This is a genomic window from Streptomyces sp. NPDC002499 (genome assembly GCF_053595415.1).
Window position 1 is genome coordinate 147011 of record NZ_JBSFXO010000016.1, and the last position, 25071, is coordinate 172081.

Annotated in this window: 24 protein-coding genes; 16 read left to right on the top strand and 8 right to left on the bottom strand. The window is 71.0% G+C overall.

The features are described from left to right. Window positions 1-3: 3 nt before the first annotated feature. The 10 genes from ACWD5F_RS39410 to ACWD5F_RS39455 all read left to right on the top strand — a co-directional run bounded on the left by ACWD5F_RS39410 (window position 4) and on the right by ACWD5F_RS39455 (window position 9354). A complete protein-coding gene (locus ACWD5F_RS39410; RefSeq protein WP_451261059.1) occupies window positions 4-795 on the top strand; it encodes a hypothetical protein in 792 nt (263 codons plus the stop codon). Next, window positions 792-2036: an ATP-binding protein gene (locus ACWD5F_RS39415; protein WP_451261060.1), complete on the top strand. Its 1245-nt coding sequence runs from the start codon at window positions 792-794 to the stop codon at window positions 2034-2036. Before ACWD5F_RS39410 ends, ACWD5F_RS39415 begins: the two co-directional genes overlap by 4 nt. A 182-nt stretch (window positions 2037-2218) precedes the next feature. Beyond that, window positions 2219-2638: an SH3 domain-containing protein gene (locus tag ACWD5F_RS39420; RefSeq protein WP_451261061.1), complete on the top strand. Its 420-nt coding sequence runs from the start codon at window positions 2219-2221 to the stop codon at window positions 2636-2638. Window positions 2639-2681: 43 nt separating this feature from the next. Then, complete coding sequence (locus tag ACWD5F_RS39425; protein WP_451261062.1) at window positions 2682-4043, top strand: FtsW/RodA/SpoVE family cell cycle protein; 1362 nt, start codon at window positions 2682-2684, stop codon at window positions 4041-4043. Between the two features lie 22 nt (window positions 4044-4065). Then, the gene (locus tag ACWD5F_RS39430; protein ID WP_451261063.1) at window positions 4066-5523 is read left to right on the top strand and encodes a peptidoglycan D,D-transpeptidase FtsI family protein; all 1458 of its coding nucleotides are present in this window, start codon (window positions 4066-4068) and stop codon (window positions 5521-5523) included. Window positions 5524-5569: 46 nt separating this feature from the next. After that, window positions 5570-6094, top strand: coding sequence for a DUF3291 domain-containing protein (locus tag ACWD5F_RS39435; protein WP_451261064.1), 525 nt, complete (start codon window positions 5570-5572; stop codon window positions 6092-6094). Window positions 6095-6119: 25 nt separating this feature from the next. Next, window positions 6120-7058 carry an AurF N-oxygenase family protein gene (locus tag ACWD5F_RS39440; RefSeq protein WP_451261065.1) on the top strand — a complete coding sequence of 313 codons (939 nt, stop codon included), beginning with the start codon at window positions 6120-6122 and terminating at the stop codon, window positions 7056-7058. An 81-nt stretch (window positions 7059-7139) separates the two neighbouring features. Beyond that, window positions 7140-7793 (top strand): TetR/AcrR family transcriptional regulator, encoded by a 654-nt coding sequence (locus ACWD5F_RS39445; RefSeq protein WP_451261066.1) that lies wholly within the window; start codon window positions 7140-7142, stop codon window positions 7791-7793. Further along, the gene (locus tag ACWD5F_RS39450) at window positions 7786-8106 is read left to right on the top strand and encodes a hypothetical protein (protein ID WP_451261067.1); all 321 of its coding nucleotides are present in this window, start codon (window positions 7786-7788) and stop codon (window positions 8104-8106) included. The genes ACWD5F_RS39445 and ACWD5F_RS39450 overlap by 8 nt, the downstream gene beginning before the upstream one ends. Before the next feature lie 102 nt (window positions 8107-8208). Next, on the top strand, window positions 8209-9354 hold the full coding sequence (locus ACWD5F_RS39455) for an NlpC/P60 family protein (protein ID WP_451261068.1): 1146 nt from the start codon (window positions 8209-8211) through the stop codon (window positions 9352-9354). On the opposite strand, the gene ACWD5F_RS39460 is transcribed toward ACWD5F_RS39455, so the two are convergent. The 5 genes from ACWD5F_RS39460 to ACWD5F_RS39480 are packed head-to-tail and all read right to left on the bottom strand — an operon-like array spanning window position 9351 to window position 14963. After that, on the bottom strand, window positions 9351-10604 hold the full coding sequence (locus ACWD5F_RS39460) for a styrene monooxygenase/indole monooxygenase family protein (RefSeq protein WP_451261069.1): 1254 nt from the start codon (window positions 10602-10604) through the stop codon (window positions 9351-9353). The two genes, ACWD5F_RS39455 and ACWD5F_RS39460, sit on opposite strands and share 4 nt — an antisense overlap. 25 nt (window positions 10605-10629) lie before the next feature. Further along, entirely contained in the window at window positions 10630-11274 is a 645-nt protein-coding gene (locus tag ACWD5F_RS39465) for a GTP-binding protein (RefSeq protein WP_401728904.1), read from the bottom strand. Next, window positions 11255-11665, bottom strand: a complete 411-nt coding sequence (locus ACWD5F_RS39470) for a DUF742 domain-containing protein (RefSeq protein ID WP_401728906.1) — start codon at window positions 11663-11665, stop codon at window positions 11255-11257. The genes ACWD5F_RS39465 and ACWD5F_RS39470 overlap by 20 nt, the downstream gene beginning before the upstream one ends. Continuing rightward, window positions 11662-12183 carry a roadblock/LC7 domain-containing protein gene (locus ACWD5F_RS39475; protein ID WP_401728907.1) on the bottom strand — a complete coding sequence of 174 codons (522 nt, stop codon included), beginning with the start codon at window positions 12181-12183 and terminating at the stop codon, window positions 11662-11664. The genes ACWD5F_RS39470 and ACWD5F_RS39475 overlap by 4 nt, the downstream gene beginning before the upstream one ends. Then, window positions 12180-14963, bottom strand: coding sequence for a nitrate- and nitrite sensing domain-containing protein (locus ACWD5F_RS39480; protein WP_451261070.1), 2784 nt, complete (start codon window positions 14961-14963; stop codon window positions 12180-12182). Before ACWD5F_RS39480 ends, ACWD5F_RS39475 begins: the two co-directional genes overlap by 4 nt. A gap of 416 nt (window positions 14964-15379) precedes the next feature. Between ACWD5F_RS39480 and ACWD5F_RS39485 the strand changes: the two genes are divergently transcribed. Then, window positions 15380-16165 carry a protein phosphatase 2C domain-containing protein gene (locus ACWD5F_RS39485; protein WP_451261071.1) on the top strand — a complete coding sequence of 262 codons (786 nt, stop codon included), beginning with the start codon at window positions 15380-15382 and terminating at the stop codon, window positions 16163-16165. Between the two features lie 75 nt (window positions 16166-16240). Here ACWD5F_RS39485 and ACWD5F_RS39490 read toward each other — a convergent pair whose 3' ends face one another. Beyond that, a complete protein-coding gene (locus tag ACWD5F_RS39490) occupies window positions 16241-16720 on the bottom strand; it encodes a MarR family winged helix-turn-helix transcriptional regulator (protein ID WP_451261171.1) in 480 nt (159 codons plus the stop codon). A 270-nt stretch (window positions 16721-16990) separates the two neighbouring features. On the opposite strand from ACWD5F_RS39490, the gene ACWD5F_RS39495 reads away from it, so the two are divergent. Further along, window positions 16991-17827 carry a lysozyme gene (locus ACWD5F_RS39495; protein WP_451261072.1) on the top strand — a complete coding sequence of 279 codons (837 nt, stop codon included), beginning with the start codon at window positions 16991-16993 and terminating at the stop codon, window positions 17825-17827. A 110-nt stretch (window positions 17828-17937) separates the two neighbouring features. On the opposite strand, the gene lon is transcribed toward ACWD5F_RS39495, so the two are convergent. Continuing rightward, complete coding sequence (gene lon, locus ACWD5F_RS39500) at window positions 17938-20358, bottom strand: endopeptidase La (protein ID WP_123997786.1); 2421 nt, start codon at window positions 20356-20358, stop codon at window positions 17938-17940. 271 nt (window positions 20359-20629) lie between these two features. Between lon and ACWD5F_RS39505 the strand changes: the two genes are divergently transcribed. Then, a complete protein-coding gene (locus ACWD5F_RS39505) occupies window positions 20630-21271 on the top strand; it encodes a GNAT family N-acetyltransferase (RefSeq protein WP_451261073.1) in 642 nt (213 codons plus the stop codon). 21 nt (window positions 21272-21292) lie between these two features. On the opposite strand, the gene ACWD5F_RS39510 is transcribed toward ACWD5F_RS39505, so the two are convergent. Further along, a complete protein-coding gene (locus tag ACWD5F_RS39510; RefSeq protein WP_451261074.1) occupies window positions 21293-22099 on the bottom strand; it encodes a rhomboid-like protein in 807 nt (268 codons plus the stop codon). Between the two features lie 181 nt (window positions 22100-22280). On the opposite strand from ACWD5F_RS39510, the gene ACWD5F_RS39515 reads away from it, so the two are divergent. The 3 genes from ACWD5F_RS39515 to ACWD5F_RS39525 all read left to right on the top strand — a co-directional run bounded on the left by ACWD5F_RS39515 (window position 22281) and on the right by ACWD5F_RS39525 (window position 24936). After that, window positions 22281-22958 (top strand): spermidine synthase, encoded by a 678-nt coding sequence (locus ACWD5F_RS39515; protein WP_451261075.1) that lies wholly within the window; start codon window positions 22281-22283, stop codon window positions 22956-22958. 131 nt (window positions 22959-23089) lie between these two features. Beyond that, complete coding sequence (locus ACWD5F_RS39520; RefSeq protein WP_401728919.1) at window positions 23090-23827, top strand: response regulator transcription factor; 738 nt, start codon at window positions 23090-23092, stop codon at window positions 23825-23827. After that, the gene (locus ACWD5F_RS39525; RefSeq protein ID WP_401728920.1) at window positions 23824-24936 is read left to right on the top strand and encodes a HAMP domain-containing sensor histidine kinase; all 1113 of its coding nucleotides are present in this window, start codon (window positions 23824-23826) and stop codon (window positions 24934-24936) included. Before ACWD5F_RS39520 ends, ACWD5F_RS39525 begins: the two co-directional genes overlap by 4 nt. Window positions 24937-25071 lie beyond the last annotated feature (135 nt).

Here is a 25071-nt window from a genome sequence, read left to right on the forward strand (position 1 = left end):
ACCGTGCCCCGCACCAGCCCCGCGCGCACCCGTCCCGCGCGCACCGCCCTCGCCGTCACCCTGCTGACGGCGACCGCGGCGGTCACGGCGGCCTGCGGTGACACGGGCGGGCTGCGCGGGGCCGGCGCGACGCCGACGGCGACCAGTCCGGCCAAGCTGTGGCCCCACCTCTCCCCGGCCACCAGCCCCGCCTGGAACTACGACGACGGCGAGTCCGAGCTGGTCCGGGGCATCACCGCACCCGGCGACGACATCCACAAGGTGGACCCGGTCGCCGTCGTGCGCGAGGAGATCCGGCGTCATCCGGACGACTACACGAGCGCGAAGGCGCCGTACGCCGGGACGACCCGTCGGCTGGCCGACTGCGCCGAGGGGGCCGGGCACGGGAACTGTCCCGTCCTCAAGCCGTACTACCGCGATCTGACCGGTGACGGACGCGACGACCTGACGCTGGGGTTCCGGCTGCTGCCCGGCAACCAGACGGCCGTGCGCGTCTACACCTTCGAGTCGGACCGGCTGGTCCAGGTCATGTCCAACGACGACGCGGTGAGCGGGGTCGAACTGGCCGGGCGGTCCGTGATCATCCACTCGCCGTCCGACATCGCCGACTACGAGTACCGCTTCCAGTGGACCTGGGACCCGGACCAGCGCGTGATGCTGCTGACCCACGACGAGATGCTCCGCACGGGGGGTGGGAAGGGCGGAAAGCGGGACCGGCGTGTGCCGCCCTCGGTGACCCCGTCCCCCTCGGCCTCCCCCACGGTCTCCCCGTCGGCTTCGGTGGGCGCCGGATGAGGCTCGCGCTTCCGCACTGGGCCGGCACCCTCGCGGTCAAGGCCGCCGTGTTCATCACCGTGATGTGCTGCGCGCTCGCCGCCCTGCTCGGCGTCCTCGTGCATGTCTCGGTGAGCGACCAGATCGTCGGCCAGGCCCGTGATCTCGCGCTGTCCCGGCTGGGCGACGCCACGGAGTCGTTCGAGGCAGGGGACACGCTGATGCCGGGTGCCGGGGTCGATCCGCCGGGTATGCCCGCGCGGCTGCGGACGCTGGCGGCGGGCGGTGAGCGCGGCACGATGGTCGCCGACCACCGCGGACGCCCCACGATGTGGGCGGCCGGGCCGGTCGACGGCGGGCGGGCGCTGGCCGTACGGGTCGACTACGCGCAGGGCAGACGCACCATCGTCGGGCTGGACCGGGCGATCCTGTGGTCGTCGGCGCTGGCGATCGGGGCGACGCTGCTGGTCGGCGCGTTCGCGGTGACCCGGGTGACGCGGCGGCTGCACGCGACGGCGCAGGTGGCGCGGCGGATCAGTACCGGTGATCTGGACGCGCGGGTCGACGACTCACGGACGAAGGATCCGACGCGACCGCAGGACGAGGTCGCCGCGGTGGCCGCCGCGCTGGACTCCATGGCGGGCTCGTTGCAGGGGAAGTTGCTGAGCGAGCAGCGGTTCACCGCGGATGTGGCGCACGAGTTGCGGACGCCGTTGACCGGGTTGCACGCGGCGGCCGAACTGCTGCCGCCGGGGCGGCCGACCGAGCTGGTGCTCGACCGGGTGGCCGCGCTGCGGACGCTGACCGAGGATCTGCTGGAGATCTCGCGGCTGGACACCGGGCGGGAGCGGTTGGAGGTGGACACCGAGGAGTTGGGGGCGTTGGCCGAGCGGGTGGTGCGGGCGTCCGGGACGGACACCGAGGTGATCGTCGAGCGGGACGCGCGCGTGGAGACGGATCGGCGGCGGCTGGAACGGGTGCTGGGGAATCTCGTCGCCAACGCGCAGCGGCACGGGCGTGCGCCGGTGTCCCTGACGGTGCGCGAGGGTGTGGTGGTCGTGCGGGATCACGGGGACGGGTTCCCGGAGTATCTGCTGGCGCACGGGCCGCAGCGGTTCCGTACGGAAGGGGGTGCTCGGGGGCACGGGCTGGGGTTGACCATCGCGGCGGGGCAGGCGGAGGTGTTGGGGGCGCGGCTTGAGTTTTCCAATGCGGTGGATGGTGGAGCCGTGGCGACTCTGACTCTCGGTTGCGGGGACTGAGGAGACGGTCGTTCGTTTGCCGCGGGCCGGTGGGGGCCGGTCGCGCAGTTATCCGCGCCCCTGACGGGGCGCCCCGGCTCGCGGCATCTATTGGCCCAGCTTGGCGGGCGATCCCGCCACCCTCCTCCTAATGTGGCGATTAGTCCGCTTTGCGGCTCCCACTCCCCCTCACGGAGGTCTCCATGTCCCTGCGTCACACCCTCACCCGCCTCTCCATAGCCGCGGCCTCCGGTGCGCTTCTCGCGTCCGTCGCCACCACTCCCGCGCTGGCCGACGACGACTGGGACGGCGGTGACGACCCGGGGGTCAGCAGGCAGGACGAGGGCTTCGACGACCGCGGGGACTGGAACGACCACCAGAACAACCCCCGGCTGTACCGGGGTGTCGTGACGGCGAGTGAGCTGCTGCTGCGCAGCGCGCCGAACCGCGGCGGCCAGGTGATCCGGGTGGCCTACCGGGGCGACCACGTCAGGATCTTCTGCAAGACCCGGGGCCAGAACATCCAGGGCAACCGGAACTGGTACCTGCTCACGGACGGCACGTGGGCCTGGGGCTCCGCCCGGTACATCAAGACGCTCGGGCCCTCGCCACGCTGGTGCTGACGCCCTGAGGTCACAAGACGCACTATTTGGGTAGGTTCCGGACATGACCAAGGCCGGAATCACCGTGGTGGAGGCGGATGCTCCCGCTCCCGCGGTACGCCTGCCCCGACGCCGTGGCATCGAACTCGCCCTCATCGTCCTGGCCGTACTGCTCTCGGTGTACGGCTACTGCGCTGTCGGCCTCGCCCAGCACGGCACCGTCCCGCCCGGCGCCGCCGGTTACGGCGCCGGGCTCGGCGCGCTCGCGCTGCTGGCGCATGTCGCGGTACGGGTGCGCGCCCCGTACGCCGATCCGCTGCTGCTGCCGATCGGCGTGCTGCTCAACGGGGTCGGCCTGGTCCTGATCTACCGGCTGGACCTGGAGACACCGGGCGATCGCGCGGCCCCCACCCAACTCGTCTGGTCCACGCTGGGCGTGACCCTGTTCACCGTCGTCGTGCTGGCCCTGCGCGACCACCGGGTGCTCCAGCGGTACGCGTACGTGTGCGTGGTCGGCGCGCTCGGCCTGCTGCTCCTGCCGATCTTCTTCCCGGCGGTCAACGGCGCCCGGATCTGGCTGCGGATCGCCGGATTCTCCATCCAGCCGGGCGAGTTCGCGAAGGTGCTGCTCGCGATCTTCTTCGCCGCGTACCTGGCGGCCAACCGCAACGCGCTCGCCTACGCCGGCCGCCGCGTGGGCTGGCTCCAACTGCCCACCGGGCGCGTGCTCGGCCCGATCGTCGCCGTCTGGCTGCTGAGCGTCGGCGTCCTGGTCCTGGAACGTGACCTGGGTACCTCGCTGCTGTTCTTCGGCCTGTTCGTCGTCCTCCTGTACGTCGCCACCGGCCGCACCGGCTGGATCGCGGTCGGCCTGGTGCTGGCCTCGCTCGGGGCGGTGGCCGTCGGCTGGCTGGAGCCGCACGTGCACAGCAGGGTGCAGGACTGGCTGCATCCGTTCGCGTCGATCGACGCCGGGCAGGGGCCCAACCAACTCGCGCAGTCCCTCTTCGCGTTCGCGGCCGGCGGGGTCCTCGGCACGGGCCTGGGCCTCGGCCACTCCATCCTGATCGGCTTCGCCGCCAAGTCGGACTTCATCCTGGCCACGGCCGGCGAGGAACTGGGCCTGGCCGGACTGTCCGCGCTCTTCATCCTCTACGGCCTGCTGGTGGAGCGCGGCTTCCGGGCCGGCCTCGCCCTGCGCGACCCCTTCGGCCGGCTGCTCGCCGTCGGCCTGGCGTCGATCGTCGCGCTCCAGGTCTTCGTCATCGCGGGCGGGGTGACCGGACTGATCCCGCTGACCGGCATGGCGATGCCCTTCCTCGCCCAGGGCGGCTCCTCGGTGGTCACCAACTGGGCGATCGTGGCGCTGCTGATCCGCATCAGCGATTCGGCACGCGGTCAGTACGACAGGGAGGCCGGCCCGTGACGCGGTACATCGAGGTGGGCCCATGACGCGGTACATCCGGCACGCGGCCGTCTTCTGCGCCCTGCTGCTCGTGGCGCTCCTGGTCAACGCCACCCGCATCCAGGTCTTCCAGGCCCGGTCCTACGACGACAACCCCGCCAACCGGCGTGCGGGTATCGCCCGTTGGGAGCAGCGGCGCGGCAACATCCTGGTGGACGGCGGCAAGATCACCGGCTCACGGGACACCGGCGAGCAGCTCCGCTACGAACGGACGTACACCGACGGGCCGTTGTACGCGCCCGTCACCGGCTTCGCCTCGCAGGTGTACGGGACCGCGTTCCTGGAGCACTCCGAGGACGCGGTGCTGGCCGGGACCGACCCGATGCTCACGCCGTTCCCGCTGTGGAACCAGCTCACGCGGGCGCAGAGCCCCGGCGGCAACGTCGTCACGACCCTCGACCGGGCCGCGCAGCGGGCGGCGTACGCGGGGCTCGGCGGGCGCAAGGGGGCGGTGGCGGCGGTGGAGCCGTCGACCGGGAGGATCCTGGCGCTGGTGTCGACACCCTCGTACGACCCGGGTGTGCTGTCGGGCAACTCCGCGGCCACGGAGCGGTCCTGGGCGCGGCTGAACGGCGATCCGGACAAGCCGATGCTCAACCGGGCGATCCGGCAGACGTATCCGCCGGGTTCGACCTTCAAGGTGGTCACCGCGGCGGCCGCGCTGGACGCCGGGGTGATCACGGACGTGGACGCGCCGACCGACTCCCCCGCGCCGTTCACCCTCCCCGGCACCACCACCTCCCTCACCAACGAGTCCGACGGATGCGAGGACGCCTCGCTGCGGACCGCCTTCGAGTGGTCGTGCAACACGGTGTTCGCCAAACTCGGCGTGGACGTGGGGGTTTCGGACATGGCGGCGACGGCGACGGGCTTCGGCTTCAACGACACGGGCCTGCGCGTCCCGTTCTCGGTCGCGCCGAGCACCTTCGACACCTCCGTCGACAAGGCGCAGCTCGCGCTGTCGTCGATCGGGCAGTACAACACGCGGGCCACGCCCCTGCAGATGGCGATGGTCGCGGGAGCGGTGGCCAACGGCGGGCAGGTGCGGACGCCGTACCTGGTGGAGCGGACGACGACGGACGACGGCGACACGGTCGGGTCGGCGGGCTCGCGTCCGGTCCGCCAGGCCATGCACCCGGCGACCGCGGTCCGGATGAAGGAGCTGATGGAGGACGTCGTCACGGAGGGCACGGGCACGAACGCCGCCATCCCCGGCGCGATCGTCGGCGGCAAGACCGGCACCGCCCAGCACGGCGTCGGCAACTCCGGTACCCCGTATGCCTGGTTCGTGTCCTGGGCACAGGGTGAACGCGACATCGAGCCGAAGGTCGCGGTGGCGGTGGTGGTCGAGGACGCGTCGGCGATCCGGGGGGACATCACGGGCGGCGGGGTGGCGGCGCCGATCGCCCGGGCGGTGATGGAGGCGGTTCTCAGTCCGTGAGATACGGGGTTTCGGGCGCGGTTCGCCCCGACCTACCGTTCGGTACATGACGTCATCGACGGCTGAAGCCGCGTACCAGCTCGCCCAGGTCAACATCGGCCGCCTCAAGGCCCCTTTGGACTCACCGCAGTTGAAGGACTTCGTCGACAGCCTCGACCCGGTGAACGCCGACGCGGACGGCGCCGACGGTTTCGTCTGGCGCCTGGAGAGCGACTCGGGCAACGCGACCGACGTACCCGTGCTCGGGGACGAGTGGCTGATCATCAACATGTCGGTGTGGCAGGACCTCGGCTCCCTGACCGCGTACATGTACGCGGGCCGCCACCGGGAGATGCTGGCCCGCCGCCGGGAGTGGTTCGAGCGGGTGCGGGAGGCGATGGTGGTCCTGTGGTGGGTGCCGGCCGGGCACCGGCCGACGGTCGCGGAGGCGGAGGAGCGGCTGCTGCGCCTGCGCGCCGACGGTCCCACGCCGTACGCCTTCACCTTCCGCTCACCGTTTCCCGCGACAAGTCACGCCCAGGGGATTGACGTGCTTGCTGACAAGCAGTCTCATAAGTCGAGGAGGATGTGACCCCGGGTAACAAGGTGGGAGAACCATGACGACCCAGACGGAAGCCGCCGACCTGGACGGCCTGCGTGACGCGCTCGGGCTGCTCAAGGACCGGGAGCAGGTGGCAGAGCGGTTGCTCGACTCCTCCGCCAAGCACTCCTTCGACCCGGACAAGGAGCTCGACTGGGACGCGCCCTTCGAGGAGGGCAAGTGGTTCTGGCCGCCGGAGCTGGTGTCGCTGTACGACACGCCCCTGTGGAAGCGGATGGGCGAGGAGCAGCGCATCCTGCTCTCCCAGCACGAGGCCGCCGCGCTCGCCTCGCTCGGCATCTGGTTCGAGCTGATCCTGATGCAGCTGCTGGTGCGGCACGTGTACGACAAGGCGGCCACGAGTGCGCACGTGCGGTACGCGCTGACGGAGATCGAGGACGAGTGCCGGCACTCCAAGATGTTCGCGCGGCTGATCTCGCGGGGCGACACGCCCTGGTACCCGGTGAGCCGGGTGCACCAGAACATGGGGCGGCTGTTCAAGACCATCTCCACCACGCCGAGTTCCTTCACCGCCACGCTGCTCGGCGAGGAGGTCCTCGACTGGATGCAGCGGCTGACCTTCCCGGACGAGCGGGTGCAGACCCTGGTCCGGGGCGTCACCCGCATCCACGTGGTGGAGGAGGCACGGCACGTCCGGTACGCCCGTGAGGAGCTGCGGCGCCAGATGGTGACGGCGCCGAAGTGGTCCCAGGAGTACACCCGGGTCACCTCCGGCGAGTTCGCCCGCATCTTCTCGGTGGCCTTCGTGAACCCCGAGGTCTACGCGAACGTCGGCCTGGACAAGCGCGAGGCCATGGCCCAGGTGAAGGCCAGCGGCCACCGCCGGGAGGTCATGCAGACGGGCGCGAAGCGTCTGACGGACTTCCTGGACGACATCGGGGTGCTGAGGGGTGCGGGGCGCCGGCTGTGGAAGGCGTCGGGCCTCTTGGCGTAGGTGAGGATGCCAACCTGGGGGCGCGGGGAACTGCGCGACCAGCCACAACGAACCCGCAGCCGCACGACTACGCTGCATGGCATGACCCCCGCCGCTCCTACTCCTGCCTACCGTCGGCTCAGTGTCGAGGAGCGCCGAAGCCAACTCCTCGACGCGGCCCTCGGCCTCTTCGCGCACCGCACCCCGGAAGAGGTCTCCCTGGACGACGTGGCGGAAGCGGCCGGAGTCTCCCGCCCCTTGGTCTACCGGTACTTCCCGGGCGGCAAGCAGCAGCTCTACGAGGCCGCCCTCAGGTCCGCCGCCGACGAACTCCGGCAGTGCTTCAACGAACCCCGCGACGGCGCCCTGCTGCCCCGCCTCTCCCGTGCCCTGGACCGGTACCTCGCCTTCGTCGACCAGCACGACGCCGGTTTCAGCGCGCTGCTCCAGGGCGGCAGCGTGGTCTCGACGTCCCGGACGACCGCCATCGTGGACGGCGTCCGCCGGGCCGCCGCCGAGCACATCCTCAGCCACCTCGGCGTCACGGACCCCGGCCTGCCGCTGCGGATGACCGTACGGATGTGGATCACCGCGGTCGAGGCGGCCTCCCTGATCTGGCTCGACGAGGGCAAGCAGCCGCCGGTGGACGAGTTGCGGGACTGGCTGGTGGAACAGTTCGCGGCCGTCCTGTCGGTGACCGCGAACCGGGACCCGCAGACCGCGGCCCTGGTCGAGGCGCTGGCCGGGGATGTCTGACACTGGTGCCGTGAAGAGCGAAGACACCCCCTTCGAGGGCGGCCCGATGGACGGCCGGGTGCTGCCGGTCCTGGTGGGCGCCACCGGGCATCCGCCCAAGACCTACCGCATCCCGGTCCCGGACGCGGCCGGCGGCCCGCCCACGGTCCACGTCTACCGCCGCGTGCCGCGCGGCTTCAGCAAGCGGCTCGGCCTCCAGAAGGGCTGGAAGTACGAGTACGACCCCGAGGGCAAGCCCACGGACAGGCTCAAGTGGCCGTGGTCGAAGCCCGACGCCACGCCGGGCGGCAAGCCGGACGACACCGACGGGTGACGAGGTTGGGCCAAGCCGCCCACACCCGGCGCGCGCGGCCCGCGTCCACGTCTGAAGCTCACGGTGCGGGGCAGAGGGGCTGCCCGCACCGGAGGTGATGACGTGTCAGGAAGGCTTCTGCGTCTGGTGTGTACGGCGGCGGTGGCGGCCGGCACCGTCCTGGCGCCGCTGCCCGCGGTGGCCGTGCCCGAGCCGGATCCCGGCGTGCGGCCCGTCTCCCGGCTGCTGACGGACCTTCAGAAGCTGTACCGGGAGGCCGAACAGGCCACCGAGACGTACAACGCCACCGAGGAGAAGCTGCGCAAGCAGCACACCGAGGTCGACCGCCTCGACCGCGAACTCGCCCGCACCCGCCTCTCGCTGCACGACAGCCGGGGCGCGGCCGGCCGCCTTGCCCGACAGCAGTACCAGAACAGCACCGACATCTCCCCGTACGTCCGCCTGTTGCTGGCCCGCAACCCCCAACAGGCCCTCGACCAGGGCCATGTGATCGAGCAGGTCTCCCGGGAACGCGCCGAGACCCTCGGCCGCCTCACCGGCACCGAGAAGAAGGCCGACGGACTGGCCCGGAAGGCCCGCAAGGCCCTCGACGACCGCCTCTCCCTCGCCGCCCGCCAGAAGAAGGACCGGGACGACGTACAGAAGCTCCTCAAGGACGTCCAGGAACTCCTCGTCTCCCTCTCCCCCGAACAGCTCGCCGACATCGCCGAGTTGGAGGAGAAGGGCGTGGACAAGGCGCAGCAGCAGCTCGTCGCGTCCGGCGCGCTGAGCGACGAACACGAGCCGTCACGCGAGGGCGACCGGGCGGTGCGGTACGCCGTGCAGCAGTTGGGCAAGCCGTACGAGTGGGGCGCGGAGGGCCCCGAGACGTACGACTGCTCGGGCCTGACGTCCCAGGCGTGGGGCCACGCGGGCGCCCCGATCCCCCGGACGAGCCAGGAGCAGTGGGCGCAGCTGCCGAGGATCCCGCTGAAGGACCTCCGCCCGGGCGACCTGGTCATCTACTTCCCCGAGGCGACCCACGTGGCGATGTACCTGGGCGAGGGCATGATGATCCAAGCCCCCAGAACGGGCGAGAAGATCAAGGTCTCGCCGGTGGCGTCTTTCCCGATCCTGGGAGCAGTACGTCCAGATGACCAACCTCAAGGGGCGCGGGGCAGTGTCGATGCTGCGGCTGCCGCCGCGTGGGCGCGACCAGCCACAACAGACCCGCAGCCGCCGTCCCTCCGCACCCCGTACGGCGATTAGGCTCCCGCCACCGAGGCCAGGTAAGCCCCCGTCTTCTCCGGCTCATAGAAGAAGTTCTCAAAGTCCGCCGGGTCGTTGAACGCGTTGGCGAACCGGTCGGCGACGGGTTGCAACTGCCCTGCCGCACCAATCAGGTTGAGGATGTGCTCCGGCGGCGGAGCAAGCATCGCGTTCGTCCACTTGGTGACGTGCTGCGCCGTCTCCCAGTACCGCTCGAACGTCGCCCGCATCCAGGTCTCGTCGAACTCCTTCTCACCCTGGTCGAGGATCGACGCGAGATACGAAGCCGCGCACTTGGACGCGGAGTTGGAGCCCTGACCGGTGATCGGGTCGTTCGCGACGACGACGTCGGCGACACCGAGGACCAGGCCCCCGCCGGGCAGCCGGCCGATCGGATTGCGGACCGTCGGCGCGTACCGGCCCGCCAACGTGCCGCCGGCGTCGGTCAGTTCGACCTTCGTGGCCCGCGCGTACTCCCACGGCGTGAACTTCTCCATGAGTTCCAGGGTCAGGGAGAGGTGCTCGGCCGGGTCCTTGACGCCGTTGAAGACGTCGAGCGGGCCGCCGGGTATGCCCTCCCAGAACAGGATGTCCGCGCGGCCGGAGGTGGTGAGGGTCGGCATGACGAACAACTCGCCGACGCCCGGGACCAGGTTGCAGCGGACCGCGTCGTAGTCCGGGTGCTCGGGACGCGGGCCGAGACCGTGGACGTAGGAGACGGCCAGGGCCCGCTGCGGCTCGCTGTACGGCGAACGGGACGCGTCCCGGCCGAACATGGAGACCAGCTCGCCCTTGCCCGCCGAGACCAGCACCAGGTCGTACGTACGGGCGAAGTAGTCGAGGTCGGAGACCGCCGCGCCGTGGATGACCAGTTGGCCGCCGCGCTGCGCGAACGTCTCCATCCAGCCGGCCATCTTCACCCGCTGGTCGACCGACTGCGCGTACCCGTCGAGCCTGCCCACCCAGTCGATGGCCCGCTGGGTCGGACCGGGGTCGTGCGAGCCGGGGGCCGCGACCGAGACGCCGAGTCCTTCGATCTTCGGGGCCTGGGACTCCCAGAAGTTCAGCTGGAGATCGCGCTCGTGCTGCAGTGCCGTATGGAACATGCACTGCGTCGACATGACCCGGCCGGAGCGGATCTCGTCCGCCGTCCGGTTCGACATCAGGGTGACCTCGTACCCGTTCGACTGGAGTCCGAGGGCGAGTTGGAGACCGGCCTGGCCGGCTCCGACGACGAGTATCTTCCGCATGCGGGTGGTGTCTCCTAAAGGGCGGTCACTCGGGGGTGACGTCCAGTGCGTGGCCGACGAGGGACAGAAGGGTCTCGATCGCCGAGATCCGCCGACGCGCATCCATGATCATTACAGGTATGTGCGCGGGGATCGTCAACGCCTCCCGTACGTCGTCCGGTTCGAACCGCTCGCTGCCGTCGAAGTGGTTGACCGCGACGACGTACGGCAGCCCGCAGCTCTCGAAGTAGTCGAGGGCGGGGAAGCAGTCCTTGAGACGTCGGGTGTCCGCGAGGACGACCGCGCCGATCGCGCCGCGCACCAGGTCGTCCCACATGAACCAGAACCGCTGCTGGCCCGGCGTGCCGAACAGGTAGAGCACCAGGTCGTCGTCGAGCGTGAGGCGGCCGAAGTCCATGGCCACGGTGGTGGTCGACTTGCCCGGCGTGCCGGAGAGATCGTCGGTCTCCTCGCTCGCCTCGGTCATCAACGCCTCGGTCTGCAGGGGCGTGATCTCCGAAACGGCGGTGACCAGCGTCGTCTTGCCGACGCCGAAGCCGCCCGCCACCACGATCTTCGTGGCCACGGGGGCACGGGTGCGGTCCGTCTGCCAGGACCGCAGTTGCTCCTCGTCATCGGGGAGCGGGGTGACGCCGAAGGAGGCGGCGGCGTCAGAGACGACGGAGTCCACTCAGCACCCTTTCCAGCAGAGCGCGGTCGGGACGGCCCGTACCGTGACCGGTACCGGTGCCGTACACACGGATCTTTCCCTGGTCCGCGAGATCGCTGAGCAGCACGCGGACCACACCGAGCGGCATCTTCAGCAGCGCGGCGATCTCGGCCACCGTGCGCATACGGCGGCACAGTTCGACGATGGCCCGCATCTCCGGCATGACCCGGGTGTTGAGGGAGCCATTCGTCAACTCCTTGCGCTCCTCGGGCGCTTCGAGCGCCGCGACGAACGTCTCCACGAGGAGTACGTGACCGAAGCGGGTGCGGCCGCCGGTGAGCGAGTAGGGACGGACGCGGGCGGGTTTGCGCTCACCGCCGCGTACCGGGAGCTTCTTCGGGTCAGGGCTCATCGGGTGCTCCCCGTCGACTCGGACGCCTCGGATTCCTCGGACTCGATGGACTTCCGCAGCTCGCTGCGGAGTTCGGGCGTCAGCGCGTGGCCGGCCCGGCCCACGAAGAGCGCCATGTGGTACGCCACGACACTCATGTCGCAGTCCGCGGAGCCGTGGACGCCGAGCAGCGAGCCGTCGCTGATCGACATCACGAAGAGGCTGCCGTCGTCCATCGCGACCATCGTGTGCTTCACCGGGCCCGAGTCCATCAGTTTCGCGGCGCCGACGGTGAGGCTGCCGATGCCGGAGACGATGGTGGCGAGGTCGGCGGCGGAGCCGCGCGGTCCGGTGCGCTTGGTCTCCAGGGCTTCCCTGGCCTCCGTGTTCCGTTCCGGGTCGGAGGAGAGGAGCAGCAGGCCGTCGGAGGAGACGACCGCGACCGACTGGATGCCGGGGACCTCTTCGACCAGGTTGGTCAGTAGCCAGTGCAGGTTTCGGGCTTCACTGCTCAGTCCGAAGGTACTGGGCGCGGTCAACTGCTTGCCTCCTCGACTGTGCCCCCCGTGGCGACGTCGGATGTGGGTGATCCTGCGGCCGGTTGCTTGGTCTGGCCTGTCTGTTCGGCGATCTCCGCCTGTACGTCCCGGTGACCGGCCTGGGCGCCTTGGCGGAACCCGCCGAGTCTCCTGCGGAGGGCTTCCGGGTCGACGCCGGTGCTTCGCTGGCGTGGGGTCTGGGTGGGGGCGGTGATTTTGGGGGTGCGCTTGGGGAGGCCCTTGGCTGTGACGGGGTCCTCGTCCGGGCCGTCAGGTGTGCGGGTGTGTGCCGCCTCGGCTTCGCCTTCGGCGGGAGTGTTCTCACCCGCACCACCCGTGCGGCTTTCGTCGTCGGGTGCGGGTGGCCCCTGTGGGGCGGAATCGCCGTCGGCGGCCGACGGGTGCGTCGTGGCGGAGGGCGACGTCGGTGCCGGCGTGGGGACCAGCAGCTCCATCGTCATTTCCGACGGACGCTCCGGGGGCTCCGTACTCGCCTGCGCAGGCGTCTCCGTGCTCGTCTCCGCGTGTTCCATCGCCTTCTCGGCCAGTTCGACCAGCGGGTCGCCCGGCTTGGGGCGGGTGTGGAGGACGTTGGAGTTGGCCTCGGCGTCGGCGCCCGGGAGGGAGAAGGTGTGGGTGCCGCCGGGGACCGGGGGCTTGGCCGCGGAGGAAGGGACCGCGGCCGTGGGGTTCTGCGCCAGGAGGGGGCTCGGGATCACCACCACCGCCGCCACCCCGCCCTGCTTCTGCTCGCGGAGCTGGACCCGGGCGCCGTGACGGTGGGCGAGGCGGGCCACGACGTAGAGGCCGAGGCCCAGGCCGTCCTCGCCCTCCTGCTCGTACGGGGAGGCCGGATCGAACTCGGCCAGGCGGGTGTTGAGGCGGGTCATGCGGTCGGGGGCCATGCCGATGCCCTCGTCCTGGACGGAGAGCATGACCTCGCCGCTCTCCAGGAGCCAGCCGGAGACCTCGACGGGACGGTCGGGCGGGGAGAACGAGGTGGCGTTCTCCATGAGTTCGGCCAGCAGGTGGGAGAGGTCGTCCGCGGCGAAGCCGGCCACGTGGGCGTGCGGCGGGAGGGCGGCGATGCGGACACGCTCGTAGCGCTCGATCTCGCTGACCGCGGCGCGTACGACGTCCACGAGCGGGACCGGGCCCGCGCTCTGCTGGACGTGTTCGGTGCCGGCGAGGACCAGGAGGTTCTCGCTGTGGCGGCGCATGACCGTGGCGAAGTGGTCGAGCTTGAAGAGGGTGGAGAGGCGGTCGGGGTCCTGCTCGCGCTCCTCCAGGCCCTCGATCACGGTGAGTTGACGTTCCACCAGGCCGAGCGTGCGCAGCGCGAGGTTGACGAAGGTGGAGCCGATGCTGGCCCGCAGCCGCTCCAATTGGGCCGCGGAGTCGGCGACTTCGGTACGCAGGTCCTCGCGGGCGTCGGCCATCCGCTGGCGTTGGCCGACCAGGTGCTTGCGGTCGGACTCCAGGGTGGTGACGCGCTCGTGGTGGGCGACCGCGTGCGCGTGCAGGGCGTTGACGGAGCGGACGACCTGGGCGAACTCGTCGTTGCGGCCGGTGAAGGTGATGGGCTCCTCGGCCGCCGGGTTCTCCGCCTGGGCGAGGCGGGCCGAGCCGCGGCGGAGCACGGAGAGCGGGCGGGTGAGGGTGCGGGCCATCGCGGTGGCGATGCCGATGGTGAGCAGGACCAGCGCGCCGAGGGCGGCGATCCGGATCTCCAGCGCGGTGACGTCGTCGTCGCGCAGCCCGGCGAGTTGCTTGCTGCGGCGCTCGTAGAGGGCGGACTCGGCGCCGCGCATCAGGTCGACGCGGGCGGAGAGCGCGGCGTCGGCCTTCTTCACGCTGGTGGAGAGTTCGCCGTCGGTGAGCGTGGGCTGGTCGGTGAGGGCGGTGAGGTACTTCTCGGCGGAGTTGACCTCGGCACCGGTGACCGTGGAGTCGTAGGACTCGCGGGCGGCCTTGGGCGCGGTGTCGCGGAAGTCGGCGAGCGCCGAGTCGGAGCGCAGCCGGGCCTGTTGGGCGGCGGCGGTCAGGGCGTCGCGCGTCTTGGTGTCGGCGGCCGAGGACGTGGTGGTCGTGGTCGGCAGACCGGTGACGGGGTCGACGGCGCTCTGCGTGCTGCGCGGCACGTTCAGCGCGGCGAGCAGCAGTCCGCGGGCGGCGGCGGCCTGCTGGACGGCGGAGTCCAACTCGGCGAGCGCGTACCCGCCGGAGCCCGCGCGGGCCGGCATCCGCTCGGCCAACTCCTCGGCGAGCCGGTGCAGTTCGGTGATCGCGGCGGAGTAGGCGTTGTGCGCCTCCAGGGCGCTGCTCTGCCCGGTGAGCGCGGCGCGGCGCAGGGTCGCGATGCCATCGAGGTCGCCGCGCAGGGCGGCCGGCAGGTCGGTGTCGGCGCGCAGGTCCTCGACCTGGCGGTCGACGCGGGCGCCGCTGTCCTCGGAGGGGGCCTTGGACTTGGGCCGCCCGGCGGCGATGTACGAGGTCACCTCGTCGCGCTCGTCGGCCAGCGAGTGGGCCAGCGCGAGGGCGTCCTGGGTCTGCTCGGCGAACGTCACCAGGTCCTGGGAGTCGCTCAGTCGACCGGACGCGGTGAGAACGGTGGGCGCCCCGGCCCCGGCGACGGCCGCGGCCACGACCGCCACGGCGACGATCAGCCGGTTGCGTACGTGGGTGGGGCGGCCCTTGCCGGTGACGGTCTCGGGGGCGTGTTCCGTGCTCCCTGTGGAGGCCGTCTGCTTGCCTGTGCGACGAGGCCGCGTCTTCTGCACCGGTGCTCGCATTCCTGACTCGTGATACCCAAGGGCGGGGTGACGTCGCGTCACTTCCTGCCGACTGTGCGTACACCCTCCCCCATGCTCCCGGCCGAGCGGGCGCAGGGGGTGCCCCCACCGGTCCCCGACCCTCCCAGTGCCGGTGGGCAGTGGTCGCGCATCACCGGACCCGCCACCCGAAGGAGTGAACATCGGAGGGGAGTTGGCGGGCAAGTTCCTCCGGCATCCCGGACGGCCGCTTCCGGCGGGCCGGTTGGACGTCTGCGGCGGGCGGTGGCACTATGTGCCGCCACGCCTTCCGCGATCATCGGATTCCACCCCAAAACTGGCTTCTGACCTGCACGGGTGTGTCAACTCGGCGACCCGTGCCAGCCTTTGGTGAAGCCTGTGAAGACGTCGTGCAGACTGGCCGGATGCGTACGGAACTTGTATCGGAAGCCGGCGATCCGGCCCGCCCCAACGAGGACTTCGCGAGCGTCACGCTGCCCGCCTCCGGCCAGGGCGGCTCGCTCGTCGTCCTGGACGGGGTGACACCGCCGAAGGACGGCACGGGGTGTCTGCATTCCGTCCCCTGGTTCACGGCCCGCCTCGGCGGCGCACTGACCGAACTGACCGTTTCCCGCCCGGATGTTCCGCTCGCCGAGGCCCTGTCCCGCGCGATCGCCCGTACGGCGGCGGCCCACGCGGACACCTGTGACCTTTCTCACCCACGCACCCCACAGGCCACAGTGGTCGTCGCCCGCTGGTCGGCCGAGTCGGTCGAGTACCTGGTCCTGTCGGACTCGGCCCTCCTGGTCGAGTCCCCGACGGGCTCGGTCTCCCCTCTCCTCGACGACCGCATCGCCCGCCTCCCCCGCTCGGCCCTGGCCACGGACGCCCTGGTGGACTCCGCGGTCCGCAACAAGGAGGGCGGCTTCTTCACGGCGGCCGCGGATCCCTCGGTGGCCGGGCGCGCGGTGACCGGCACCATGCCCCGCACGGAGGTCCGCACCCTGGTCGCGCTGACCGACGGGGCCACCCGCTGGGTGGAGAAGTTCCACGAGGGCGACTGGGAGGACTGCTTCAGGTTCGTCCGCAAGGAGGGGGCGGCGGCACTGGTCGCCCGGGTGCGTGCACTCGAAGTCGCGGACACCGAGCGGGTGTTCCTGCGACGGAGCAAGACGCACGACGACGCGACGGTGGTGTTCGCGGAGGTGTGAGGGGAGCCGTGCGGGGGCGGTCGCGGTACGAGGGTGCTGATTCCGGGTGCCGCTTCCGGCTCCCGATTCCGGGCGCTACTTCTCCACCTGCCGGTTCAACTGCGCCAGCAGCCGGGCCAGTTCGGAGACCTCCCGCCGGTCCCAGTGGGCGAGCTGGCTGACGTACCGGGCGCGGCGGGCGTCGCGGACCTTGGCCACCCGGCCGCGGCCCTCCTCGGTGAGGTCGACCAGCCAGGCGCGGCCGTCGGCGGGGTCGGGTTCGCGGGCGATCAGGCCGAGCTCCTCCAGGGCGCGCAGCTGCCGGGACATGGTGGCCTTGCCGACGCCGATGTAGGCCGCCAGCTCGGTCGCCCGCTGCCGGCCGCGCTCGTCGAGGCGTACGAGGAGGCCGTACGCGGCGGTCTCCAGGTCGGGGTGGACCTCGCGGGCCATCTCGCCCTGGCTGGCCCGGGCGCGCCGGAGCAGGACCGTCAGTTCGCGCTCCAGGGAGAGGTACTCCTGGTCGGCGCCGCTCGGGGCGGAAAGGTGCTCCTGGTCCGCGCCGCTCGGTGTCACCTGTGCCTCCACACGGTGTTCGTCACCGTTCGTACCGTCGTCCACGTCAGCCCCTGCCTCGCTGTTCCCGGGGTTTCCCGGTCCTGAAAGTTTCCGCCGAACGCCGTCGTCGCCGCAGCTCGGCAAGTATTTCGCAGGGCTAGACCAACGGCAGCCTCTGGCCCCTCTTCCCACCTGCTCGTCGAGCTGCGTAGCGTCTCCACCAGACCTTGACTGGCATGCTCACGCCAGCAGAGGCCGTTCCCCCCACCTCTCCCTCGGAGGCACGCCATGCCCGTGCACAGACCCGGATCGGCCCGCCCCGGACACCTCTCCCCCACCCTCCTCACCTTCCTCACCGGACTCCTGCTCGCCGCCCTCACCCTCGTCCTCGCCGTCCCGGCCTCCGCCGCCGACACCCCCGCCCGGGGCTCCGCCCGGATGGGCATCGGCGTCCTCTCCCACGACGGCAGCGCCGGCACGCCGGTTCCCGGTGACGCCACCCAGACCGAGGGCGTCGACGTCTCCGGCTACCAGGGCAACGTCGCCTGGGCGACCCTGTGGAGCAGCGGGGTCCGGTGGGCGTACACCAAGGCGACGGAAGGCACGTACTACACGAACCCGTACTTCGCCCAGCAGTACAACGGCTCCTACGACGTCGGCATGATCCGCGGCGGGTACCACTTCGCCACCCCCGACACCACCAGCGGCGCCACCCAGGCCAACTACTTCGCCGACCACGGCGGCGCCTGGTCCCGGGACGGCAGGACCCTGCCCGGCGTCCTCGACATCGAGTGGAACCCCTACGGCGCCGCCTGCTACGGCAAGACCGCCGCCGCGATGGTCAGCTGGATCGCCGACTTCCTGAACACCTACAAGGCCCGCACGGGCCGTGACGCCGTCATCTACACCGCCACCAGCTGGTGGACCCAGTGCACCGGCGACTACGCCGGCTTCGCCACCGCCAACCCGCTGTGGATCGCCCGGTACGCCACCGCCCCGGGGACGCTGCCGGCCGGGTGGAGCTACTACACGATGTGGCAGTACACCTCGTCCGGACCGACCGTGGGCGACCACGACAAGTTCAACGGGGCGCTGGACCGGGTCGTGGCCCTTGCCAACGGCTGACACGGACAGCACAGCGGACAGGACAGCGGACAGGACATGAGACAGGGCGTAAGAAAAAGGCCCGGGCCTCCCTCACGGGACCCGGGCCTTCCCCTATCCGTTGGCGTCCGTCACGCCGCCACCGGAACCTCCGACTCCGTCTCCGCGCCGTTGGTGGCCGGCGACAGGGCCAGTTCCAGGACCTGGCGGACGTCGGTCACGGCGTGGACGTCGAGCTTGTCCAGGACCTCCGCGGGGACGTCGTCCAGATCGGGTTCGTTGCGCTTGGGGATGATGACGGTGGTGACGCCCGCCCGGTGCGCGGCCAGCAGCTTCTGCTTGACGCCGCCGATCGGGAGCACCCGGCCGGTCAGCGAGACCTCGCCCGTCATGGCCACGTCCGTGCGGACCAGGCGCCCCGACAGGAGCGACGCCAGGGCCGTCGTCATGGTGACGCCGGCGCTCGGGCCGTCCTTGGGGACCGCGCCCGCCGGGAAGTGGATGTGCACGCCGCGGTCCTTCAGGTCCGCGACCGGCAGTTCCAGTTCGGCTCCGTGCGAGCGCAGGAAGGACAGCGCGATCTGCGCCGACTCCTTCATCACGTCGCCCAGCTGACCGGTGAGGGTCAGGCCCGCCGCGCCCGTCTCCGGGTCCGCGAGGGACGCCTCGACGAACAGGACGTCTCCGCCGGCGCCGGTGACCGCGAGGCCGGTGGCGACACCCGGGACCGCCGTACGGCGCTCGGCCGGGTCCTGCGCCGACTCCGGGACGTGGTGCGGGCGGCCGATCAGGGCGCGCAGGTCCTCGTCCGTGACGGTGAACGGCAGCTTCCGCTCGCCGAGTTCGTGCTGTGCCGCGACCTTGCGGAGCAGCCGTGCGATGGAGCGCTCCAGGGTGCGGACGCCCGCCTCGCGCGTGTACTCGCCGGAGAGCTTGCGCAGGGCGCTCTCGTCGATGACCACCTCGTCCTCGTTCAGACCCGCCCGCTCCAGCTGGCGCGGGAGCAGGTGGTCGCGGGCGATGACGACCTTCTCGTCCTCGGTGTAGCCGTCGAGCCGGACCAGTTCCATCCGGTCCAGGAGGGCCTCCGGGATGGCTTCGAGCACGTTGGCCGTCGCCAGGAAGACCACGTCGCTCAGGTCGAGCTCGACCTCCAGGTAGTGGTCGCGGAAGGTGTGGTTCTGCGCCGGGTCCAGGACCTCCAGGAGGGCCGCCGCGGGGTCGCCGCGGAAGTCCGAGCCGACCTTGTCGATCTCGTCCAGCAGGACGACCGGGTTCATCGAACCGGCCTCCTTGATGGCCCGCACGATCCGGCCGGGCAGCGCGCCGACGTATGTACGCCGGTGACCGCGGACCTCCGCCTCGTCGCGGACGCCGCCGAGGGCGACGCGGACGAACTTGCGGCCCATGGCGTGCGCGACGGACTCGCCGAGCGAGGTCTTGCCGACGCCGGGCGGGCCGACGAGGGCCAGGACGGCACCGCCGCGCCGACCGCCGATGACACCCAGACCGCGGTCGGTACGGCGCTTGCGCACCGCCAGGTACTCGGTGATGCGCGCCTTCACGTCCTCCAGGCCGGAGTGCTCGGCGTCGAGGATCGCCTTGGCGCCCCGGATGTCGTACTCGTCCTCGGTCCGCTCGTTCCACGGCAGTTCGAGGACCGTGTCCAGCCAGGTGCGGATCCAGGAGCCCTCGGGGGACTGGTCACTGGACCGCTCCAGCTTCTCGACCTCCTTGAGCGCGGCCTCACGGACCTTCTCGGGCAGGTCGGCGGCCTCCACGCGGGCGCGGTAGTCGTCGGACTCCTCGCCCTCCTGCTCGCCGTTCAGATCGCGCAGCTCCTTGCGGACCGCCTCCAGCTGGCGGCGGAGCAGGAACTCGCGCTGCTGCTTGTCGACGCCCTCCTGGACGTCCTTGGCGATCGTCTCGGCCACGTCCTGCTCGGCGAGGTGGTCGCGCAGCTGCTGGGTGGCGAGCTTGAGGCGGGCGATCGGGTCGCTGGTCTCCAGCAGCTCGATCTTCTGATCGGTGGTGAGGAACGGCGAGTAACCGGAGTTGTCGGCGAGCTGGCCCACGTCGTCGATGGCCTGGACGCGGTCCACGACCTGCCAGGCGGCGCGCTTGCGCAGCCAGGCGGTGGCGAGCGCCTTGTACTCCTTCACAAGTTCGGTGACGTGACCGGGCAGCGGCTCGGGCACGGTCTCCTCGATCCGGGTGCCCTCGACCCACAGGGCGGCACCCGGTCCGGTGGTACCGGCGCCGATCCGGACCCTGCCGCGGGCGCGGATCAGGGCACCCGGGTCACCGTCGGCCAGCCGGCCGACCTGCTCCACGGTGCCGAGCACGCCGGTGCTCGGGTAGGTCCCGTCGATCCGTGGAACCAACAGCACCCGCGGCTTTCCGGGCTCGTTCCGGGCGGCTGCCTGCGCGGCCTCCACCGCGGCACGTACATCGGTGTCGTTCAGATCCAGCGGAACCACCATGCCGGGCAGCACGACCTCGCCGTCGAGCGGCAGCACGGGCAGGGTGAGCGGTGTGGACGTCGAAGCCATGATCTCCCCTTCGGCATTCAAGTTGAGCTATGCCGACTCAATGCGTGGGGCTCCGCCAATGTTCCCGGTCCACTGTTCGCTGTGAGCAAACCGGCGTTGAGCTGGGCGTTTCCGGGGGCCGCCGCCCCCGGACCCCCGCGCCGGCCCTGAAGGGGCCTTGTCCTCAAACGCCGGACGGGCTGGGTTTGTGCCGGGCTGCATTTGAGGGGTGTCGCCGATCCAGGATCACGTAATACCCTGATGGCCCGATCAATCCTTACCGGAGGATGTTGTGAACGACCTCGTACGCGCCTGGGTGAGCGGATGGGTTCTGTCGCGCGGGGCCGCGCCGCCCGTCGAGGAGCCGTGGGGGTGGAGCGTCGACGTGGGGCAGGTCGAGCAGGTCTCCCGGAGGGTGCTGGGGGACATCGGCGACGACGTCGAGGAGACCGTCGTACGGAAGGTGGCGGACTCCGTGACGGGGTACGGCGTCTGGCTGAAGGTGTTCACGGATCCGACGCTGGTACAGGGGTGGCTGGGCCCGGGGTGGTGGATCGACCCGAACCCGGGGTTCCTGATGTCCGTACCGCTGACCCGGGACGCACCGCCGGCCGCGCCGGACGGCTACCGGCTGCGCACCTGGACCCGCGGCCCCGTCACCCAGGCAGTGGTGACGGCCCCGGACGGCGCCCTGGCGGCCCGCGGACAGGTCGGCGTCAGCGGGCCGACGGCCGTGGTGGACAGGGTGGAGACGGCCCCGGCTCATCGCCGCAGGGGGTTGGGGGGCCTCGTAGTACGCACCCTTCAGGCGACCGCGGCCGAACAAGGCGCCCGGACCGGCGTCCTCGCGGGCACCCCCGACGGACGAGCACTGTACGAGCACCTCGGCTGGACCACCGCCGCCCTCCTGACCAGCGCCAAGTTCACGACCTAAGGGGCGCGGGGAACTGCGCGATCAGCCACGACGCGTCGGCAGCCGCCCGACAACAGCACGCGGCAGCCCAGTAGAGCGCCCAACGACCCGCCACCGGCGAACCACCGGCCACATCGCCAGCCCTATCGCGAGCGAGAACACGTGCCCCCAGTTCGTCAGGGGATCCGTGAACTCGATCAGGTCCTCGATCAGCATTCCGCCGAACAGCACCACCAACGGCCACCGCACCCACGGGGACACCAGTCCGGCCAGCGCCCCGACACACGTCGCGACGCCGAAGCTGATGCCGTAGTCCATCCGGTGCAGCGAGCTGTCCGGCAGGTGCCCGACCAGCACCGCGAGCCCCACCGGGACCTCCGTCGCGAGGGTCGCCAGGATGTGGCCGGTCAGGAAGACGACCGCCGTACGCGCCCCGCCTATCCGCCGCTCCAGCGCGGTGAGGACGAGCAGGAAGAGGACGGCGTACGGCGTGACGATCCCGCCCGCGATCCACAGTGCGCTGGTGAGCAGCACCAGCATCGGGGTCCGTACGAGGTGGGCCACGTCCGTGCTGGAGCCCTGGTGCAGGGCGTGCACAAGAGAGGGTGCCGCGTCGGCGACCAGGAGTGAGGTGAGGGCGAGGACGATCGCGAAGCCGAAGGTGAACGGTGTGCCGGTGGGGGTGGGGAGGAGACGCCAGACGCGCGGGACTCGAAGAGCCTTCGCCGGGGATATCGGTACCGGCGTCCCGTCCACATCACCGGTGGACGCGGCACAGCGGCTCCGCTGCCTCGGTACTCCGTCCAGCAGGCCGGAGGCCTTCGCGTCGGTCGGGGTGGCGGGTTCCACGGTGAGGCGCTCCTTCCGTTTCACCTCCAGCCTTCGACGCCCCCAGGGTCTCTGTCTATGACCGACGCCACGCGGGAGGCGATTCTCAGGAACCTCTCAGGCTTCCGGGACGTCCGCCGGTCACGGGTGGTCAACCGTTAATTCCCGTGGTCGTCAAGCCGAGTTCGTGCAGGATGGGCCGATGACCACCTTCTACGACAGCCCAGTGGTCCTGGACCGGCGCGAGGGGCCGTACGGCGAGGTCGTGCTGCGTCGGCACGGCGAGCTGTTGCAGATCATCGCCAACGGGTGCTTCCTGATGGACACCTCGGACGGCCGCTCGGAGCGGCTGCTGGTCGACGCGGCGCTCGGCGCGCTGGACGATCGGGAGCGGCCGGAGCTGCTGATCGGCGGGCTGGGCGTCGGCTTCTCGCTCGCACACGCGGCAGCGAACCCGCGCTGGGGGGCCATCACGGTCGTGGAGCGGGAGCACGCCGTCGTGGACTGGCATTTAGACGGGCCGTTGTCCGGTATTTCGACCAAGGCGGTCGCCGATCCGCGCACCCGGATCACCGAGACCGACCTGCTCGATCACGTCAATGAGACTTGCGCCACGTATGACGCGCTGTGCCTGGACATCGACAACGGTCCGGGCTGGACCGTCACCGAGGGCAATGACGGGCTCTACTCGGCGGCCGGACTCGCAGGCTGCGCAAGGGTTTTGAGGCCTGGTGGGGTGCTCGCGGTGTGGTCGGCGCAGCCCTCTCCGGAATTTGAAGGAACACTGCGGAATGCCGGGTTCCAACGGGTGCGTACCGAAGAGATCCCGGTTGCCCGGGGAGTTCCGGACGTCGTGCACCTCGCTGTCCGACCTGGATAGCCGTGGCACCGTTACTCCCCGTACCCTGCTGCCTTGGCGCGGATCATTCAAGCGTCAATCGCAAGCATGCTCAGGCATGGGCAGTCAACGGATCACCCCACGGATTCCGGAAAGCAACTCAGGGGCGGGCGATGGAGCAGACACACACCGCACACAGCAGCACGGCGACGACCCCGGGCGCACAGCGCCGGGTGCTGGTGGTCGAGGACGACCCGACCATCGTCGACGCTATCGCGGCCCGTCTGCGCGCCGAAGGTTTCGTCGTGCAGACCGCGGTCGACGGTCCGTCGGCCGTCGACACCGCCGAGGCCTGGCAGCCCGATCTGCTGATCCTCGACATCATGCTGCCCGGCTTCGACGGCCTGGAGGTCTGCCGCCGCGTGCAGGCCCAGCGCCCGGTGCCGGTGCTGATGCTGACCGCGCGCGACGACGAGACCGACATGCTGGTCGGGCTCGGGGTCGGCGCCGACGACTACATGACCAAGCCGTTCTCGATGCGCGAGCTGGCCGCGCGCGTGCACGTCCTGCTGCGCCGGGTGGAGCGGGCCGTGGTGGCCGCGTCCACCCCGCGCTCGGGCATCCTGCGCCTGGGCGAGCTGGAGATCGACCACGCGCAGCGCCGGGTGCGGGTGCGCAGTGAGGACGTGCACCTCACTCCCACCGAGTTCGACCTGCTGGTCTGCCTGGCCAACACCCCGCGCGCGGTGCTCTCCCGTGAGCAGTTGCTGGCCGAGGTGTGGGACTGGGCGGACGCCTCCGGCACCCGGACCGTCGACAGCCACATCAAGGCGCTGCGCCGGAAGATCGGCGCCGAGCGGATCCGCACGGTGCACGGTGTGGGCTACGCGCTGGAGACACCGACGCCATGAGCGACGGGCGGCCGACCGCACGGAGGAGCCCCGGGGAGGAACCCTGGGGCGGCGTACGCCCGTTCTCGATCAAGACCAAGCTCGGCGGTCTCGTCGTCATCTCGGTGCTGATCACCACCGGTCTGTCGATGATCGCGGTGCACACCAAGACGGAGCTCCGCTTCATCACGGTCTTCTCGATGATCGCCACACTGCTGATAACGCAGTTCGTGGCCCATTCCCTCACCGCCCCGCTGGACGACATGAACACGGTCGCCCGGTCCATCTCGCGCGGCGACTACACCCGCCGGGTGCGCGAGAACCGGCGCGACGAGCTCGGTGACCTGGCCCAGACGATCAACGTCATGGCCGACGAGCTGGAGGCCCAGGACCGGCAGCGCAAGGAGCTGGTGGCGAACGTCTCGCACGAGCTGCGCACGCCCATCGCCGGCCTGCGGGCGGTCCTGGAGAACATCGTCGACGGTGTCTCGCCCGCCGACCCCGAGACCATGCGCACGGCCCTGAAGCAGACGGAGCGCCTCGGGCGGCTGGTGGAGACGCTGCTCGACCTGTCCCGCCTGGACAACGGCGTCGTACCGCTGCGCAAGCGGCGTTTCGAGGTGTGGCCGTACCTCTCGGGCGTGCTGAAGGAGGCCAACATGGCCGTGCCCGCGCGCGCGGGCATCGCGTCGGGCTCCGGGAGTCACACCCGTACCGACGTCCATCTGCACCTCGACGTCTCGCCGCCGGAGCTGACCGCGCACGCGGACCCGGAGCGGATCCACCAGGTCGTGGCGAATCTCATCGACAACGCGGTCAAGCACAGCCCGGCGCACGGCCGGGTGGTCGTGAAGGCGCGGCGCGGGACGTTGCCGGAGTCGCTGGAGCTGGAGGTCCTCGACGAGGGTCCGGGCATCCCGCGCTCCGAGTGGCACCGGGTCTTCGAACGCTTCAACCGGGGCGGCGCGGGCACCTCCAAGGGCCCGGGCAGCGACGGGGGTACGGGACTGGGCCTGGCGATCGCCAGTTGGGCCGTGGATCTGCACGGCGGCCGGATCGGAGTGGCCGAATCCGAGCGGGGTTGCCGGATCCTCGTCACCCTTCCGGGAGAGACTTCCGTACCAAGTTGACGTAAAGTCCGATCCGGAACTTCAAGATCCAGGTGCGTCCGCGCTGACGGGCACGTGTGATCTGCGACAGGCCCGCCCGTTCGGTGCGCAGGGCCTGCGTTCGCGCGTTCCGGCCACCTCGTTCCAGAGCGGAAC